General features: G+C 63.0%; 18 protein-coding genes and 2 tRNA genes. 11 read left to right on the top strand and 9 right to left on the bottom strand.

The window, feature by feature from the left end; all coding sequences use genetic code 11:
• Positions 1–124: 124 nt before the first annotated feature.
• Together AC5STI_RS06020 and AC5STI_RS06025 are read right to left on the bottom strand one after the other, a co-directional pair.
• Positions 125–388, bottom strand: a complete 264-nt coding sequence (locus tag AC5STI_RS06020) for a spike base protein, RCAP_Rcc01079 family (RefSeq protein ID WP_475052547.1) — start codon at positions 386–388, stop codon at positions 125–127.
• 155 nt (positions 389–543) lie between these two features.
• Entirely contained in the window at positions 544–1,863 is a 1,320-nt protein-coding gene (locus AC5STI_RS06025) for an ATP-binding protein (RefSeq protein WP_495446023.1), read from the bottom strand.
• An 84-nt stretch (positions 1,864–1,947) separates the two neighbouring features.
• Here AC5STI_RS06025 and AC5STI_RS06030 point away from each other — a divergent pair, with 84 nt between their 5' ends.
• From AC5STI_RS06030 to AC5STI_RS06040, 3 genes are all read left to right on the top strand, one after another.
• Positions 1,948–2,865, top strand: coding sequence for an MBL fold metallo-hydrolase (locus AC5STI_RS06030; RefSeq protein ID WP_495446024.1), 918 nt, complete (start codon positions 1,948–1,950; stop codon positions 2,863–2,865).
• Between the two features lie 70 nt (positions 2,866–2,935).
• Positions 2,936–3,010 (top strand) — tRNA-Asn (locus tag AC5STI_RS06035).
• Between the two features lie 268 nt (positions 3,011–3,278).
• A tRNA-Asn gene (locus tag AC5STI_RS06040) sits at positions 3,279–3,353 on the top strand.
• A gap of 120 nt (positions 3,354–3,473) precedes the next feature.
• Here the strand turns inward: AC5STI_RS06040 and AC5STI_RS06045 are convergent.
• Together AC5STI_RS06045 and AC5STI_RS06050 are read right to left on the bottom strand one after the other, a co-directional pair.
• Positions 3,474–5,957, bottom strand: coding sequence for a PAS domain-containing hybrid sensor histidine kinase/response regulator (locus AC5STI_RS06045; RefSeq protein WP_495446025.1), 2,484 nt, complete (start codon positions 5,955–5,957; stop codon positions 3,474–3,476).
• 25 nt (positions 5,958–5,982) lie between these two features.
• Positions 5,983–6,480, bottom strand: a complete 498-nt coding sequence (locus tag AC5STI_RS06050) for a putative pterin-binding protein (RefSeq protein WP_495446026.1) — start codon at positions 6,478–6,480, stop codon at positions 5,983–5,985.
• Between the two features lie 313 nt (positions 6,481–6,793).
• Here AC5STI_RS06050 and AC5STI_RS06055 point away from each other — a divergent pair, with 313 nt between their 5' ends.
• Complete coding sequence (locus AC5STI_RS06055) at positions 6,794–7,408, top strand: response regulator (RefSeq protein ID WP_475052554.1); 615 nt, start codon at positions 6,794–6,796, stop codon at positions 7,406–7,408.
• Positions 7,409–7,435: 27 nt separating this feature from the next.
• Here the strand turns inward: AC5STI_RS06055 and AC5STI_RS06060 are convergent, their stop codons facing one another.
• Positions 7,436–8,665: a cytochrome P450 gene (locus AC5STI_RS06060; protein ID WP_495446027.1), complete on the bottom strand. Its 1,230-nt coding sequence runs from the start codon at positions 8,663–8,665 to the stop codon at positions 7,436–7,438.
• 170 nt (positions 8,666–8,835) lie between these two features.
• Between AC5STI_RS06060 and AC5STI_RS06065 the strand changes: the two genes are divergently transcribed.
• The 3 genes from AC5STI_RS06065 (at position 8,836) to AC5STI_RS06075 (ending at position 9,998) form a co-directional block, all read left to right on the top strand.
• On the top strand, positions 8,836–9,183 hold the full coding sequence (locus tag AC5STI_RS06065; protein ID WP_495446028.1) for a TfoX/Sxy family protein: 348 nt from the start codon (positions 8,836–8,838) through the stop codon (positions 9,181–9,183).
• 130 nt (positions 9,184–9,313) lie between these two features.
• Positions 9,314–9,484, top strand: a complete 171-nt coding sequence (locus AC5STI_RS06070; protein WP_008553983.1) for a YqaE/Pmp3 family membrane protein — start codon at positions 9,314–9,316, stop codon at positions 9,482–9,484.
• Positions 9,477–9,998 (top strand): DUF4112 domain-containing protein, encoded by a 522-nt coding sequence (locus AC5STI_RS06075; protein ID WP_495446029.1) that lies wholly within the window; start codon positions 9,477–9,479, stop codon positions 9,996–9,998. Before AC5STI_RS06070 ends, AC5STI_RS06075 begins: the two co-directional genes overlap by 8 nt.
• 61 nt (positions 9,999–10,059) lie before the next feature.
• On the opposite strand, the gene ndk is transcribed toward AC5STI_RS06075, so the two are convergent.
• Complete coding sequence (gene ndk, locus AC5STI_RS06080; RefSeq protein WP_008556653.1) at positions 10,060–10,482, bottom strand: nucleoside-diphosphate kinase; 423 nt, start codon at positions 10,480–10,482, stop codon at positions 10,060–10,062.
• 200 nt (positions 10,483–10,682) lie between these two features.
• Here ndk and AC5STI_RS06085 point away from each other — a divergent pair, with 200 nt between their 5' ends.
• The 4 genes from AC5STI_RS06085 (at position 10,683) to AC5STI_RS06100 (ending at position 14,316) form a co-directional block, all read left to right on the top strand.
• The gene (locus tag AC5STI_RS06085; protein ID WP_495446030.1) at positions 10,683–12,539 is read left to right on the top strand and encodes an ABC-F family ATP-binding cassette domain-containing protein; all 1,857 of its coding nucleotides are present in this window, start codon (positions 10,683–10,685) and stop codon (positions 12,537–12,539) included.
• Positions 12,536–13,156 (top strand): MarC family protein, encoded by a 621-nt coding sequence (locus AC5STI_RS06090; protein ID WP_495446031.1) that lies wholly within the window; start codon positions 12,536–12,538, stop codon positions 13,154–13,156. The genes AC5STI_RS06085 and AC5STI_RS06090 overlap by 4 nt, the downstream gene beginning before the upstream one ends.
• Before the next feature lie 44 nt (positions 13,157–13,200).
• Positions 13,201–13,782: a retropepsin-like aspartic protease family protein gene (locus tag AC5STI_RS06095; protein ID WP_495446032.1), complete on the top strand. Its 582-nt coding sequence runs from the start codon at positions 13,201–13,203 to the stop codon at positions 13,780–13,782.
• A 117-nt stretch (positions 13,783–13,899) separates the two neighbouring features.
• The gene (locus AC5STI_RS06100) at positions 13,900–14,316 is read left to right on the top strand and encodes a globin domain-containing protein (protein ID WP_495446033.1); all 417 of its coding nucleotides are present in this window, start codon (positions 13,900–13,902) and stop codon (positions 14,314–14,316) included.
• A 19-nt stretch (positions 14,317–14,335) separates the two neighbouring features.
• On the opposite strand, the gene AC5STI_RS06105 is transcribed toward AC5STI_RS06100, so the two are convergent.
• From AC5STI_RS06105 to AC5STI_RS06115, 3 genes are all read right to left on the bottom strand, one after another.
• A complete protein-coding gene (locus tag AC5STI_RS06105; protein WP_490398003.1) occupies positions 14,336–14,887 on the bottom strand; it encodes a CHAP domain-containing protein in 552 nt (183 codons plus the stop codon).
• A gap of 136 nt (positions 14,888–15,023) precedes the next feature.
• A complete protein-coding gene (locus tag AC5STI_RS06110) occupies positions 15,024–15,482 on the bottom strand; it encodes a DNA polymerase III subunit chi (protein WP_495446034.1) in 459 nt (152 codons plus the stop codon).
• 6 nt (positions 15,483–15,488) lie between these two features.
• Positions 15,489–16,964, bottom strand: a complete 1,476-nt coding sequence (locus tag AC5STI_RS06115; protein WP_495446035.1) for a leucyl aminopeptidase — start codon at positions 16,962–16,964, stop codon at positions 15,489–15,491.
• Between the last annotated feature and the right edge of the window lie 156 nt (positions 16,965–17,120).

Consider the following 17,120-nt stretch of genomic DNA (forward strand, 5'->3'; position numbering starts at 1 on the left):
ATCAGCTGCCACAACAAAGTATGCGGGATAACTACGCCGCAGCGCCGGCGTGTCCGGTCCAGCGGCAAGACGCCTTGGCAAAGAGGAGAGCCAGCGCAAGCGTGCTACCGGACCAGGCTCACTCTCAGTACCATCCTGCAACGGTTGCGGTGGTGTTTGAGGCTTCCACACCGACAGCAGAAAACACGAATGTCTCCCCGGCCGTCACAGAATAGGTAATGACCGTTCCAGCCTCGTCACGCAGGCTGAGATCACCGGACGCAAGCACTCGCAGCACCCGTGGCCGGACAGGCAGATCCACCCCGTCCTGCGGGGTAATGGCCAGGTGATGCGTGGCCGGGCTTTCCAGACCGCGGCGATGGCTGGTGAACGGGTCGATCTGAGGCATGAGAGGACTCCAAACAAGGTTTTGCTCCAGGGCAGCCTGCCCCGGGGTCAGAGTGATACCGGCAAAATGAGAAAATCAGGGAAAGCCAGCGTGCGGTGCGCCGCGGCCTCGCGCAACACCCAGATAGTCAGAGTACTGCCAGGGCGGCCTCAGGATCAGCGGGCGATGACGATATCCGCCTTCAGCCCGCCAAGGTCGGCGCTTTCCCCCAACCGAAGCGTCCCGCCGTGCGCGCGCGCAGTATCCGCTACGATCGCCAGTCCGAGGCCGACACCGGAACCCCGGTTCTGGTTGCGCGCCGGATCCAGCCGGGTAAAGGGCCGGACCGCATCGCCGCGCTGTTCCGCAGGGATGCCCGGGCCGTCGTCCTCGACCCGGATGCGCAGTGACCGCTCCGTCAGCGCCACCGAAACCCGGGCCTTGGTACCGTAACGCACGGCATTGGATATCAGGTTCTCCACCGCCCGCCGCACCGGCTGGCGCCGCAGCATCACCTCTCCTGCCCCGCTCATCTCGCCCAGCGACACCTGGTTCTCCTGGCGCTGCCAGTCGCTGATAATGGTGCGCACCAGCTCATGCGGGTCCACCGGTTCCGGCTCGCTCACAGCTGCCCCGCGGGAGAAATCCAGGAAAGCGTCCAGAAGCGCCTGCATCTCATCCACGTCACGCAGCATCGGCGCCGCGTCCTCCTCGTCCAGCATCGCCAGTTCCAGCTTCATCCGGGTCAGTGGAGTGCGCAAATCATGACTCACACCCGACAGCATCAGGGTGCGCTGTTCGATCTGCCGTTCGATCCGCGCCCGCATATCCAAAAACGCACTGCCGGCAGCGCGCACCTCGGTTGCTCCGCCGGGCGAATACGGCTCCACCCGGCCGCGGCCAAAGGCTTCGGCGGCATTTGCCAGACGCTTGATCGGGCGCAGCTGGTTGCGCATATAAAGAAAGGAAATCAGCATCATGAGGAAGCCGAACAGCATCATGGTGACGATCAACTGATGGGGCGCTGCCGCGGTCAGGCGGCGGCGGTCAAAGCTCAGTTCCACCAGCCCGTGCGCGGTGTTGAAATAGACCAGCACCTTACGATCAGCCGGAAAGCGTGCGGCCAGGAACCCTGGCAAAGTCTTCTCCAGCTCGTCACGGACCACCCGGCCGGAGAATTCGATCAGGCTGAACTGGTCCTCAGGCAGCGGCGCACCGGGCGCCAGGTACCGGGCTTCCATTTTCAGCGGCTGCAGCAGCGGCGCCATTTGCGCCAGCGCCGTCTCCTGATCCGGCGCCGAATCCGCCACCTGGCGCAAAAGTTCAAACTCGCGCTGTATGGTGGCGGTCATCTGCACCGTCACATCTTCCAGATCGCGCTTGATGAACACCACGGAGACCACGATCTGCAGCGCCACGATCGGCACCACCAGGATCAGGGCCGCCCGGGCATATAGGCTGCGCGGCATATATTGTTTGAGCCAATTGAAGGACATGGGCTAAGCCTATAGGGCGCCAGGAAAAGAGGAAAGCCGATCCTCCGGCGCATCAGTGCAGGAAAACAGCAGCGGGGCAAGACCATGCAGGCATCAGACGATTTCAACCCGCAGCCTGGCCTCGCCGTTGAGCTGGAGCCGGGCCTGCGCCGCATTCTGGCGCCGAACCCCTCTCCGATGACCTACCGCGGCACCAACACCTATCTGATCGGAACCGGCAGCCTGGCGGTGATCGACCCGGGCCCCGACTCCGCGCCGCATCTGGAGGCGATTCTCGCCGCGGTCCGGCCTGGCCAGCAGATCACCCATATCATCGTGACCCACTGCCATCTGGATCACTCCCCCCTTGCGCGCGGCCTGAGCCAAGCCACCGGCGCGCCGGTTTTTGCCTTTGGGGGCGCGGACGCGGGACGCAGCGAGGTGATGTCCCGGCTGGCAGGCAGCGGGCTGGCCGGCGGCGGCGAAGGCATCGACACAGGGTTTGCGCCGGATATCACCGTTGGCGACGGCGAGGTCATCAGCGGCGACGGCTGGGAGCTGGAAGTGATTCACACACCCGGTCACCTCGGCAACCACATCGCGCTGGCATGGGGGGACGCCTGCTTTACCGCCGATCACGTGATGGGCTGGGCCAGTTCGCTGGTGTCGCCGCCGGATGGCGACCTCACCGATTTCATGGCCTCCTGCCGCCGCCTGCGCCAGCGCAGCTGGCGGGTGTTTCACCCCGGCCACGGCGCCCCGGTAACGGATCCGGCCGGGCGGCTCGACTGGCTGATCGCCCACCGGGAATCGCGCGAGGCCGCGATTCTGCAAGCACTGGCCGAGACCCCTGCCACTGCCCGCACGCTGGCGGAGCAGATCTATACCGAGACACCGCCCGCCCTGCTGAAGGCGGCTGAGCGCAACGTGTTTGCCCATCTCGTGGACCTGAGCGGCCGCGGCCTGGCGGCGCCGCAAGGCCCCCTGTCCGCGGCTGCAGTATTCGAACGGCGCGGCGGCTGATTTTTTTTTCAAAAAATGCCCTGCGCCCTCTGGACGCCCAACACGGGGGGCGCTATACGGCACGAACCGTTCCGGCGTAGCTCAGCGGTAGAGCAGTTGACTGTTAATCAATTGGTCGTAGGTTCGATCCCTACCGCCGGAGCCATTCAAAAATCATGTGATAACAGGCTGTTAGGCCCGGCCACGCGCAGCGTACCGCACGTGTATTCCCAGGCCCATCCCCGCGGCCTTTCCGCACTGTTTCACCACAAAATCCGGCACCTCCACTGCCAAGTTCGCAGTGCCGCCGCAACCGGTTTCCCGCCCTCCGACTCCAGGCTCAACCGATTGGAAACCGGGGGCAAAAAAATCTGACGAAATGCCGATTTTCCTCTGGACGCCACAGGTTGGAACTCTTATACGACGCCTCACATTCCGGCGTAGCTCAGCGGTAGAGCAGTTGACTGTTAATCAATTGGTCGTAGGTTCGATCCCTACCGCCGGAGCCAGATTTCCAGGGGTCAAAGCAGCAATGCTTTGACCCCTTTTGGCTTCCGCATTGGCGCAGCTGCGCCGTATAGGTTTCCGTCACTGTCCCGCGATACCACAGCAGAGCGGTTGGCCCAGTTTCAGGAATGCAGATGCGGCACCAGGATCATTGCGGCACTGGCCCATGCCTGCTGGAATGGAGCCAGCGGAGGGTTTTCTCCCAGTTCGGTTTTCTCAATGGCCAGCATTGCCGAGCGCAGATCCGACAGCCCCAGGACCGCGGCTGAACCTGCCAGCCGGTGTGCTTCCTTGCGCTGGAGATCCTCCAGCTCCGCAGACCCCTGGAGCATGCCCTGAAACTGATTCACCTCCTCACAGAAGGACACCAGGAAACTGCGTGCGCGGTCCTGCCCCAAAGCCTCGAAGAACTGGTGAATGTCAGACTCGGTTCTGGGGAGCGCCTTGACCCCGCCTCCAGCCCGGCGAGCAATAACATCGGCAAGCTCCGCCTTGTTGACCGGCTTGGTCAGCACCTCGGCAAAGCCGGCCTCCAGAATGCGGGTGTGATCCTCTGCTGCTGCATGGGCGGTCAGCGCCACGATGTCTGTGCCTTCGGCCAGCTGCCCGGCACGGATGCGGCGCAGCGCCTCTATCCCGTCGACCTCGGGCATGCTGATGTCCATCAGAACCAGGTCGAACCTGCCTTCACTGGCGGCTTGCACCGCCTCGGCACCGCCCGGCACCGCGGTGACTTTGTGCCCTTCCTGGCCGAGCATGGTGGCCAGCAGCTCGCGATTGATGTCATTGTCTTCCGCAACCAGCAGCCGGCAACCGCCTTTATGCTGCGGCTTGTCCTGTTCGGTCTGGCGCGGCAGCGCTTTGGCCGGTGGCAGGGCAAGGGAAATCGTGAACAGGCTGCCCTCTCCAGGTTCGCTTTCGCAGGTGACAGTTCCTCCCATCGCCTCCACCAGGCGCTTGGTGATCGACAGCCCCAGCCCGGTGCCCTCGCTGCCCCGGCCATAACTGGCATCCAGCGTGATGAAATCCTCGAAGATCCGGTCAAGATCCTCCGCTGCGATGCCCTGGCCGGTGTCCGCCACACTGAATTCCACCGTTTCACCGTCCGGCAGGCGCATCACATCGACGCTGACCACGCCTTCACTGGTGAATTTCAAGGCGTTGCCGATCAGGTTCAAAAGCGCCTGCTGCACGGCGCGGGGGCGGCCGGCGACCACGGGTTTACCGCCCAAGCTGCAATGCAGAGACAAGTCGATTCCCCGCCCCTTGGCGCTGGCTTGCTGGCTTTCCACCAAACCGCCGACCAATTCTTCCAAGTCAAAGATCCGCAGCTTTTCCGAGTCGGCTCCGGATTCCAGCCGCGACAATTCCAACACGTCGTTGACATGATGCAGCAGCAGTTCACCCGAGACCCGCATGGCCTGGAGGTAGCGGCGCTGCTCTTGCGTCGGGCCAGTTCCCTCGATCAGATCGAGGGCACCCAGCACCCCTGTCAGCGGTGTCCGCATCTCGTGGCTCATCACTGTCAGCAAGTTGTGCTTGGCCCGTTCACCTGCCAATGCGTCGTCACGAGCGCGCCGCAACTCTTCCTCCACCGCAATCCGCTCGGAAATATCCCGCAGGAAACTGACAAACACCATGTCGGTGCCCGATTGGCTGACCGAGACCGAAAGCTCCACCGGGAAGAGTTCGCCGGACTTGCGGCGCGCCTCCAACTGCAGCCGACCCTTGCCTACAACCCGCGCTTGGCCGGTTTGCAGGAACCGCCTCATGCCGGCCTCGTGCGCCTCTTGCAAATGGTCCGGCACAATCAGATTTACCATCGGCTGGCCGACAGCCTCTTCTCTGCTGTAGCCGAACACCGACTCCGCGGCACCGTTGAAAGCCTGGATCCGCCCGTCGGCGCCAACAACCAGGATGGCGTCAAGCGACGAGGCAATCATCGCCTCCATCCGCGCTGCGGCGCGGCTGCGTTCGATCGCCATTTGACGGCCCTTGCGGTAAAGCCGCCCAAGAAGCAGCGCCGCCAGCGCCAACGCCAGCACCAGGGCCAGCACAACCCAGCCCAAGCGGGACAGAATGGTGAAGAGTTTCAGCCGTTTGTCCTTGGAATCGTCCACCTGCAGGACAACGCCGAATAGAGCCAGTTCGCGCACGTCAGCGCTGTTAACCTCCAGTTCCTCCGCAAGGTCCGGCAGACCGCGTAAAAGCGCCTGATCGCCGCTGTCCACCACCGACGCCATCCTGTCCAGCCGGTCCTGCATCTGCTGCAGCAGGCCTGTCCCAGCGGGGCTGCGGCGAAGATCTTCGAACAACGGGCTTTCGCGAAAGGTGGAGATCCGGCTGTAGTATATATCGAACTGGCGCCGCAGCCGGGGCAAATCTTCGGGTGCGCTGGCGGTCAGTACCGCAGTCTGCAGCTTGAGATGCTCTACCTCGGCCTGCGACAGGTTCCACTGCATGTTGTCGGTGGCCGCGGTCGACAGGCCGTCCAGTTCCTGCAGCACCTGATGGCCCAGCCGCACCGATTGCGCCGCCAGCGCCGCGGCAATCGCCAGCACCAGAGCCAGCACCCAGCGCGGCACCGATGGAAACCCGTGCAGCATCAGCAGCTTGCCCCCCGCCTGCCGGTCATTGCCGGATTACGATACGGTCCAGCTGCCAGATACTGCGCGAAAATACTTCTTCGGTCCGGTAGTCCGGGTTGCTGTCATAGGGGTATACCAACCAAAGCGGCCCCTTGTTGCGCAGCGACATTTCCGCTCCATTGCGCTCAAAAGCAACAATAGGCCCGCCTTCAACCGCGTCCGACACCGGAATTTCCACCGAATAATCGTTCACCGCATGCGCCACCATCTGGCCGCCGCTGACCCCCATCCGCTCCATCAGAACCGCCAGCGGCACGCCGGTGAACTGCTGCGGGCCGGTGGTCCATATGGTCTCCGTTTCAAAGGTGACGGGCTCCAGCGCGCGCAGGTCCTCGATTGTGTATTGCGCCGCATAGTCTGACTGGCCGTCCATGCGTACTGACAGCAGCATCTGCGGATCATCACCTGCGGAAACCGCAGCCGAAAAAGCCAAAACCAGCATGGCAGCAAGCGCACCTGCCCGCGATATCATCTCTCTCATCTGCAGCTCTCCACTTGCCTCATCAGATCTGCCGGAAACATGCCACATTGGCGCGGCCCCGAAACCGGCACCGGAGGATAGGAACCTGACCTTCCTTAAAGGGTGCCCAGCCTCAAGCCTAGCGCCAGCCCCCTAATGTTGGCTTACCGGTCACCGCCCGGCTGGCCTAATATCAATAATATTCCGCCAAGTTCACAGGAGCTGCAGCACAAGTCCTCATTTCAGGCGCCCCCCGCATTCCAAGGTTGACAGTTTTGAAACACTTGCGGCTGTAGACTGGGACCGTGAGTTGCAGAACAGGTCCAGGGGCTTCATGCGAATTTTGCTGGCAGACGATCACGACATGGTTCGGGAAACGATCTCCGCCTACCTCCGGTCAGAGGGCGGCGCCGAGGTCGCGCTGGCCACTGATCTGCCCGGTGCAATCGAACAGATCTCCGGCGAGGGTCCGTTCGACCTGGTGCTGCTTGACTACAATATGCCGGGTATGATGGGGCTCGACGGGCTGGCCAGGGCGCTGGCGGCTAACGGCGGCAAGGGCGTGGCCATTCTGTCTGGTAGCGCGCCCGCAAGAACCGCGCAAGAGGCGCTGGGCGCCGGGGCCATCGGCTTCATCCCCAAGACGATGGGGGCGCAATCGCTGCTGAACGCGGTCCGCTTCATGAGCGCCGGCGAAATCTATGTGCCGGTCGACCTGATGCGCGAAGAATCCGCGGCAAGCACTCACCCGCTGGCCCAGAAGCTCAGCCCGCGGGAGCTGGAAGTGCTGAACGGGCTATGCCGCGGCTTGTCCAACAAGGAAATCGCCCGCGAACTGGACCTGCAGGAAGTGACCATCAAGCTGCATGTGCGCACCCTGTGCCGCAAGCTGGATGCCAAGAACCGCACCCAGGCAGCGCTCACCGCCAAGGAGGCCGGGCTGTTCTGACCCAAGCCATCGCCTGCCGAACAGTATTCAGAGCAAACTGGCCGGCAGAGCCGCGTAGCCCCTGAACCGGATACGTCCGCCGGGCACGCGGCCAGGCAGCAGGCGATACTCCGGGAAACGGCGCAGGAACCGTTCGATTGCGACCTTCCCCTCCAGCCGCGCCAGCGTCAGGCCGACGCAGACATGCGGGCCGCCAGCAAAGGCAAGATGCCGGTTCGGGCTTCGGGAAATGTCGAAAGTTTCAGGGTTTTCAAAAACTTCAGGGTCGCGGTTGGCAGCGCCGATCACAAGATGCAGGTTGGTGCCCGCAGGCACGCGGTGTCCGCCGATCTCAACTTCTGCGGTCGTTTCCCGGTTGCCCAACTGGTTAGGGGAGCGGAACCGCAGCATCTCTTCTATCGCGGGTTTGATCAGCTCCGGCGCCTCCATCAGCCGACGCTTCTGCTCCGGATTGTCATGCAGCAGTGCCAGCCCGTTGCCGATCAGGTTGGTGGTGGTCTCATGGCCGGCATTCAGGATGAAAATGCAATTCTGAATAAGCTCGATCTCGCTCAAGGTGCCCTCTGCCCCCTCGCCGCGGATAAGCCGAGTCAGCACATCGGTTTCGATATCGCCAGGGCGGGCCCGGCGCTGGGCAATCAAACCGCCGAGGTAGTCCTTGAACTCCTCCACCGCCCGGTGCCCCGCCGCCAGCTGCTCCGCGCTCAGTACTGGCTCCAGCGCGCCGAGGATGGCCAGCGACCAGTCCCTGAGCGGTTCGCGTTCCGCCATCGGCACATCCAGCAGGTTGCCTATGATCTGGATCGGGATGGAGGCGGCAAAATCCTCAATGAGATCAGCCTGATCCCTTCCGGCCATCTCCTCCAGCAAGTGATCCACCGTGGCAATCAGCCCCGGCTCCATCTTCGCAATCGCCCGCGGGGTCGGCGCCGAGGTCATGATCTTGCGCACCCGTGTGTGCAGAGGCGGATCGGAGAACACCAGCGAGGTGGTGTGATGCTCAAACAGCGGCGAGCCTGCGCCGTACTTGGGGGCAAACACCTTCTTCTTATCCGAAGAAAACAGCGTGGTATCGCGGTAAATCCGGTCCAGATCGGCATGGCGGCAAATCAGAAGCGACCCGTCCGGCTGCGGCAGCACCGGAGCGTCACGCAGCAAGGCGTCGTAGAAGGGAAACGGATCCTCCGCAAATCCGGCTGGCGGGGCCGCCAGATCAAAACCCTCCACGTTCACAGATGCTTGCTGGCTTTCCTTCATCGCCGTTCTCCCCCGGTTCCGCTTGCCCTGCCCGCAAGGCTTGCGGCGGGAAATGCGACTGTCAATCAGGCGCGTCACCAAGGGACCCAGCGTCAGACAAATCCTGCGCGGTTAACGAACACCGCGCTTTCCATCGTGACAACGCGGCCCGCACCCGATAGAAACAAACCATGAACACAGCTATTTCCTCCATCCGCAATCTTGGCCCTGCCTACGAGGAAGCCTGCCACCGCGCTGGAATCGCCTCTGCCGAAGAGCTGCGCGCCATCGGTCCCGATGCAGCCTATGCACGGCTGCTGCAATCCGGCACCCGGCCGCATTTCATCGGCTACTATGTTCTGGTGATGGCTCTGCAGGGACGCCCCTGGAACGACTGCAAGGGCAAGGAAAAGGAGGAGCTGCGCAAGCGCTTTGACGCGATCAAGGCAGACGCCCGGCCGCAGCACAGCTCGAAGCTGCTGGCGGAACTGGACGCCATTGGCGTGCGCGCTGTGCCTGCTGATCTGAAGCCCCTGTAAGCTGCGACGCCCCCATCTCGCCAGCCTCCAAGAGAGGCCACCTGTCTTGCCGCTCCCACCCTTCATGCAACTTTTTCCCGGGTTCAGCCGTTAACCATGCAGGAATGAGTGCAACAGAAGGAGTTCCGGCATGGACCTGATCCGCATTATCTTCGCAGTTCTGCTGCCGCCGCTTGGCGTTTTTCTCCAGGTTGGTCTTGGCAAGCACTTCTGGCTGAACATTCTGCTGACCCTCCTGGGCTACATCCCCGGCATCGTGCACGCGGTCTGGGTCATCGCAAGGACGCCGAGCCATGCCTGATCTGCCGCAACACCACGAACAAAAGCTGCAATCGCTTGAGCGCCTGGCGCAGCGCATGGACCGGGCGTTCCGCATTCCGGGCATCGGCCTTAGGGTCGGCTGGGACAGCATCGCTGGCCTGGTTCCGGGCATCGGGGACGCTCTGGCGCTGGCGCCCGCCGGCTACATCATCTACTCGGGCTATCAGATGGGCGCCTCCACCGGCACATTGGCCCGGATGGCGGCGAACACCGGCGTCGATGCCTTGATCGGCTCCGTGCCGCTGGTGGGTGACCTGTTCGACGTCGCGTGGAAATCGAACACGCGCAACACTGACCTGCTCCGCCGCCACCTGGAGGACCGCGCATCAAAGGGTGAGCCCCTGCCCAAGCGCCTTGGGCGCCGGGCGGTTTCGAAACTGACCGCACCGCGGGAACTGGGCCGCTCGCTGTCTTACGTAAAGAGCAGGCCCGCGCCGCCGCAGGATCAGCCCGCGATACGGCAGCATCCGCTGAACCGCTACCTCGATCCATGAAAAAAGGGCTGCAAGCGTGACGCTGCAGCCCCTTCCGGTGTCAACCGGTGATCCGGAAAGATCAGCCGACCAGCTCGATGCCGGAGAAGAAGTAAGCGATTTCCACGGCGGCGGTTTCCGGAGCGTCGGAACCGTGCACGGAGTTTTCGCCAACCGATTCAGCGAACTCGGCGCGGATGGTGCCGGCGGCAGCGTCTGCCGGGTTGGTGGCACCCATCACTTCGCGGTTCTTGGCAATGGCGTTTTCGCCTTCCAGGACCTGCACAACCACCGGAGCGGAGGACATGAACTCGCACAGTTCGTCGTAGAACGGACGCTCGGCGTGCACTTCGTAGAACTTGCCTGCCTGCTCCTTGGTCATGTGGATGCGCTTCTGCGCCACGATGCGCAGGCCGGCTTCTTCAAACTTGGCGTTGATCTTGCCGGTCAGGTTGCGACGGGTTGCATCGGGCTTGATGATCGAGAAAGTGCGTTCCAGAGCCATTTGGCATTCTCCTGATTGATGGGCCGCGGGGCGTATCCCCGGGCCGAAAACTCCGCGCGCCGCGTAACATGGCTGGAGGCGCTTGGGAAGACGTTTTCAGACCGCGCGCAGGCGCGCGTGCCTCCGGCGGGGGTATTTTCAGCAAGAGGAAGGCGGCAGGCCGATTGACAGCCTCCGGCACCTGCGCCACACCGCTGATCATGTTACGCATTCAGGACATCACCTATTCGGTCGAAGGCCGCCCGCTGATCGACAGTGCCTCTGCCACCATTCCCACCGGCCACAAGGTTGGCCTGGTCGGGCGCAACGGCACCGGCAAGACCACGCTTTTCCGGCTGATCCGGGGCGAACTGGCGCTGGAGGGCGGCAGCATTTCCCTGCCTTCCAAGGCCCGCATCGGCGGTGTCGCGCAGGAGGTGCCCTCCTCCAATGTCTCGCTGACCGACACGGTGCTGGCCGCCGATGCCGAACGGGCCGCCCTGCTGGCCGAAGCTGACAGCGCCACGGACCCGGCGCGGATCGCCGAGATCCAGACCCGTTTGTCGGACATCGACGCCTGGTCGGCGGAGGCGCGCGCTGCCTCGATCTTGAAGGGCCTCGGTTTTGACGACGCCGACCAGAAACGACCCTGCTCCGACTTTTCCGGCGGCTGGCGGATGCGGGTGGCGCTGGCGGCGGTGCTGTTTGCGCAGCCTGATCTGCTGCTGCTGGACGAGCCGACCAACTATCTCGACCTTGAGGGCGCGCTTTGGCTGGAAAGCTACCTGGCGAAATACCCGCACACGGTGTTGATCGTCAGCCACGACCGCGGACTGCTGAACCGGGCGGTGGGCTCGATCCTGCACCTGGAGGACAAGAAGCTAACGCTTTACCAGGGCAACTACGATACGTTCGCCGAAACCCGCACGGCGCGTCTGGCGGTTGCCGCGGCTGAGGCCAAGAAGCAGGAAGCCCGCCGCGCCCATCTGCAAAGCTTTGTTGACCGGTTCCGCTACAAGGCGTCCAAGGCGGTGCAGGCCCAGTCGCGGCTCAAGATGATCGCCAAGATGAAGCCGATCACCACGCCGCAGGAGGCCGCCCTGCGCGCATTCAGCTTCCCCGAGCCGGAGGAGATGTCCCCGCCGATCATCCATATCGAGGGCGGCGTCACCGGCTATGGCGACACGGAAATCCTGAAACGGCTGAACCTGCGCATCGACCAGGACGACCGCATCGCGCTGCTGGGCAAGAACGGCCAGGGCAAGTCGACGCTGTCGAAACTGCTGGCGGACCGGCTTGCGCTGATGGCAGGCAAGATGACCCGGTCCTCCAAGCTGCGCATCGGATATTTCGCCCAGCATCAGGTGGATGAGCTTTACGTCGATGAAACCCCGCTGGACCACCTGCGCCGCCTGCGCCCGGATGAGGCGCCCGCAAAGTGGCGTGCGCGGCTGGCAGGGTTCGGCCTTGGCGCTGCGCAGGCGGAAACCGAGGTCGGGCGGCTGTCCGGCGGCCAGAAGGCGCGGCTCAGCCTGCTGATCGCCACTATCGACGCGCCGCATATGCTGATCCTCGACGAACCGACCAACCACCTGGACATCGAAAGCCGCGAGGCGCTGGTAGAAGCGCTGACGGCCTATTCCGGCGCGGTCATTCTGGTCAGCCACGATATGCACCTGCTGAGCCTCGTGGCGGACCGGCTTTGGCTGGTCTCGGAGGGCACCGTGAAACCCTATGATGGCGACCTGGAAAGCTACCGCACGCTGCTGCTGGCGCGGGAGAAACCGGCAGCAAAGACCGATACGTCAAAGCCCGCCAAGCCCAAACGCGCCCCCCGCGATGTGCTGATCGCACTGCGCGCAGACGTTCGAAAGTCCGAGGCGCGGGTGGAAAAGCTCAGCGAAATGCGTGAAAAGCTTGACGAAAAGCTTGCCGACCCTAGCCTGTACGAACCGGGCAAAGCGTCGGATATGGCGGTCTGGCAGAAAAAGCACGCTGAATGCATTGAGGCGCTGGAACGGGCTGAGGGCCTGTGGATGGACGCACTGGAGAAACTGGAGCAGGCCGAGGCGCAATGATCGACACCGCATTTCTGATCACCTCTTTCGTGACGCTGTTTGTCATTGTCGACCCGATCGGCCTGACTCCTGTCTTCATCGCCCTGACTCAAGGGATGCCGTCTGAACGCCGCCGCTCCATCGCGCTCCGGGCGACCATCACGGCAGCAGTGCTGCTGGCGGTTTTTGCAGCTCTCGGCGAAGCCGTGCTGGACTTCATCGGCATCTCCATGCCTGCCTTCCGGGTTGCGGGCGGCGCGCTGCTGTTCCTGACCGCGCTCGACATGCTGTTCGAACGCCGCAACAAGCGGCGGGAGGACCGCAGCGAGGAGGATGATTTCGACGACCCGTCCGTCTTCCCGCTGGCGATCCCGCTGATGGCCGGGCCGGGCTCCATCGCCACGGTCATCCTGCTGACCGGCCAGCAGCCCGGCTTCACCGGCTTTGCCATGGTCATGGGCGTGGTGATTGCGGTGCTGGCGATCCTCTTGGTGATGTGCCTGTTCTCCGGCCTGTTCGAGCGCATGCTTGGCAAAACCGGCATCACGGTCGTCACCCGTCTGCTGGGAATGCTGCTGGCGGCGCTTTCGGTTCAGTTCGTGCTCGATGGGCTGCGCGCCTTCGGCTTTGCCGCCTAGCATACCGCCCTGGACCGCCTACATTCTGTTCAGGAGGTGCGCAAATGGGCGACTATGAAATCGGGCGGTTCATCTATCTGGCGATCCTGCTGGTGGCAGTGGGGTCCTGGGTTTTCGTGCAGAACCGCCAAAGACTTGGCAGGACGCTGCAGATGTTTGCCGTCTGGGGCTTCATTTTCCTAGGCGTGATCGCCTCTTACGGGCTGTGGCATGACATCCGCCAGACTGTGCGCCCCCAGCAGAACGTTGCGGTGGATACCGGCCGTGTCGAGGTGCCGCGCGCACCGGACGGGCACTATTACCTGACCCTGGATGTCAACGGCGCTGCCATCGAGTTTCTGGTGGACACTGGCGCCAGCCAGGTCGTTCTGAATGAGCGAGACGCCCGGCGCGCCGGAATCGATACGGAAAACCTCGCCTATCTCGGCCGGGCGCAAACCGCAAATGGCGAGGTGCGCACCGCCTCAGTCTGGATTGATGAAATGTCCCTGGGGGGCATTACTGACACCGGCGTGCGGGTTTGGGTCAACCAGGGGGCGCTGGATCAATCGCTGCTTGGAATGGGCTATCTCCAGCGCTGGTCCAGCATCGAGATCCGCAACGGCGCCCTGGTCCTGACGCGGTAGCCGCAGCAGACAGTCCAGCCCCGCAATTCGGGTTATTGAGCCGGATCAAGGAATTCCGGCTGCTAAGCTTCTAAGCTGGAGGGGAACTTCGGCACCAGAAAGGAGCAAGATATCCCCGTGACAGAAGAAGAACTGGAACAACTGAGAAAAAGTTACAGCAAGCTGAAAGACGAGGCCGTCAGGGACCCCGCGTTCTTCTACGACGCATTGTTCCGTCACGCGCCTGAGCTGCGGCAGCTCTTTCGGGAAGACCTCGAAGGCCAAGGCATGAAATTCATGACAACGCTGGGCGTCATTCTTGCCAAGCTTGACGATGAATCAGCGGTCGATCCGCATTTCCAGGAGCTCGGCAAAAGGCATGCAAGCCTGGGGGTTCATGTCTCACACTTTGCACCGATGGAGGAAGCACTGGTGGATTCCCTGCGCAACGCGCTGGAAGAGGACTTCACTCCGGAACTCGAAACCCTGTGGCGAAAAGCCTTTGAGAAAATTTCCGGCCGCATGATCCAGCGCGGCGGCATTCAGAACAGCTGACAGCAGTCCGCCCCTTGCCTCATCCGGCGTCAGGATCCGCCGAAATGAAGCCGAGGATAGGGTAAACCCGCCCGAAAGCGCCCGGGTTGCTTTCCAGCCGCACGGCGGACCAGTCATTGGCCGCCGACACATCAATGACTGCCATTCCCAGCGAGACCTTGTTGCGGTGCCAATTCGCGTGGTTGACCTCGATCCTGCGGGAATCTTCGACCTTGGACACCACCGCGACATGGCCCAGCGGGTTGGAGCGGGTTGCCTGAAAGGCCATCACTGCACCAGTCTGCGGTTGCTTCCCCCGGCTGAATTGGCCCTTGGCCTGTGACCACCAGGTCTTGGCATTGCCGTAAATCTCGATGCCGCTGGCGTTGCGCGCAAATGGAACGCACCAGACACGCTTGCCCTTGGACCGCAGGGACTTCACTTCCTGAACCGCAAAATCCAGGCGCTCGACATCAACTTCGGTCCGGCTTACGGACCCGCCCTGAGGGCCGCCGCAATTTGCCAGCACAAGCAGCGCCGCCCCAACAACAGGCAGCAGCCGCGGCCGCAGAAACACACGCTTGAAAGTCATCTGTCCCCCCAGTGTTCTGGTACTTTTGACCGGGAGGATTACTGTGCCGCCCGCGATCACGCGAGTATTTCCTGCACAAATGAAATAAAACTAAACAAAACTGGCGGAATCCCGCCGATCATTTGGGCGGGGCGGCCTATTTCTCGGCCTTCTTTTCCCAGCGCCCGCTTTCTTCGGACCAGTACTGGGCGGAGCAACCGGCGTCCGTCAGGCTTTTCCATTGGGTGCGGGCATGCTGGACGGCCTCCGGGTCGGTGCCGTCGAAAAGGATGCAGACGCGGCTCAGCGCCTGCACTTCTTCGGCGCTGACGGCGGCTCCATCCACCGCCATTACGCAATCAGGGGCGTTGGCCGCCTCCGGTCCCGCGGTCAGCAGAACCGGCTGCAACGCATCATGGGGGCCGCCCGCCAGGCCATGGGCCAGAAAGCTCTCCTCTGGCCCCAGCCACAGACGGTCATCCAGCCAGGCCATGCGCTCGGGGTCGCGCCCGCGCACCGCAATGCGCCAGCCAGCCCCGCGCGCCTTGTCCAGAAGCACCGGAAGGGTCTCTTCCAGCGGCCTGCGGGTCAGATGATAGAAATAGGCAGCCCCCATCTGTGTTTATTCCGCCTCGAACTTATCCGCGACCAGCCGGTTCAGAGCCATCACGCCCCAGCCTGTGGCCCCTTTGGGCGCATAAGACGTGTCCGATTTGACCGAGGCCACGCCCGCAATGTCCAGATGGATCCACGGCATATCGTCCTTGATGAACCGCTGCAGGAACTGCGCCGCGGTAATCGACCCTGCGGGCCGGCCGCCCACGTTCTTCATGTCAGCGATACGCGACTTCAGCTGGTCGTCATAGGCCTTGTCCAAGGGCATCCGCCAGGCGCCCTCATCCTCAGCGCTGGCGGCCTTCAAGAAGGCATTGCACAGATCATCGTCATTGGAAAACACACCGGCATTTTCATGCCCCAGGCCGATGATGATGGCGCCGGTCAGCGTCGCGAGATCAATCACTCCCGCCGGTTTGAACTGTTCCTGCGCGTACCAAAGCACATCGCACAGCACCAAACGGCCTTCGGCGTCGGTGTTGATGATCTCCACCGTGTCGCCCTTCATCGACTTTACCACGTCGCCCGGACGGGTGGCATTGCCCGACGGCATGTTTTCCACCAAACCCACCAGACCGACAACATTGGCCTTGGCCTTGCGCAGGGCCAGCGCTTTCATGGTGCCGGTCACCACGCCTGCGCCGCCCATGTCCATGGTCATCTCTTCCATGCCGCCGGCGGGCTTCAAGGAGATGCCGCCGGTGTCGAACACCACACCTTTGCCGACCAGCGCCAGCGGCGCGGCATCATCTGCGCCGCCCTTCCACTGCATCACAGCCACCTTGGAGGGGCTGTCGGAGCCTTGCCCGACGCTCAAGAGCGTGCGCATGCCCAGTTTTTCCAGGTCCGCCTCTTCCAGAATCTCGACCTCCAGGCCGATCTCTTTCATCTCCTCAATACGGCGGGCGAACTCCGTAGTGGTCAGCACATTGGCCGGTTCATTGATCAGATCGCGGGTCATGTGCACGCCCTCGGCGACCGCCAGAAGCGGTGCAGAAGCGGCTTCCACATCCGCCGGCGCCTTGCAGGCGATCACCACCTCGCCTTCAGGCTTGTCGTCTTTCGGCGACTTGTGGTTGTCAAACTCATAGCCCCGCAGCGCGATCCCCTGGGCCAGGTCGGCAGCCTTGTTCATGCCGCCGGCCATTACCGTCAGACGCTTGCCTGCGGCTCCCTTGGCCAGATTGGCGCCTGCCTTGCGCGCCTCCACCGGCGTCAGCTTGCGCGGCAGCACCAGCACGTCCAGCGCCTCCGCCTGCATCCCCGCAGGCCAGCTCACAGAGATCATGTCGCCGCTCTTGGCCTTCTTGAACCCCTCGGACTCGATCAGCCGGGCAATGGCGCCTTTGCTCAGCCGGTTGGCGCTGCGCGCCGCCTGATCCATGCTGCCCTCAGGCGTGACCATCACCGCCACGCGGCCGGTCATCTCTGCCAGCCCCTTGGGATCGTATTCGGCAAAACGGATCGGGGTAAGACTGCTCATTTTTCGCGAACTCCTGCTGGCGTAATCTGATTGTTGGCTCAAGAGGTATCCTGCGCAGCGGCGCTTGGCCAGACCCGGCCGTTCGGTCCGCTGGTCCGTAATCCGCCGCCGATCCTGACCCCTGGCGAGAATGCAGTTTTCCCCGCCACGCAAATC

Source organism: Leisingera sp. CC-HEC096 (genome assembly GCF_059429235.1).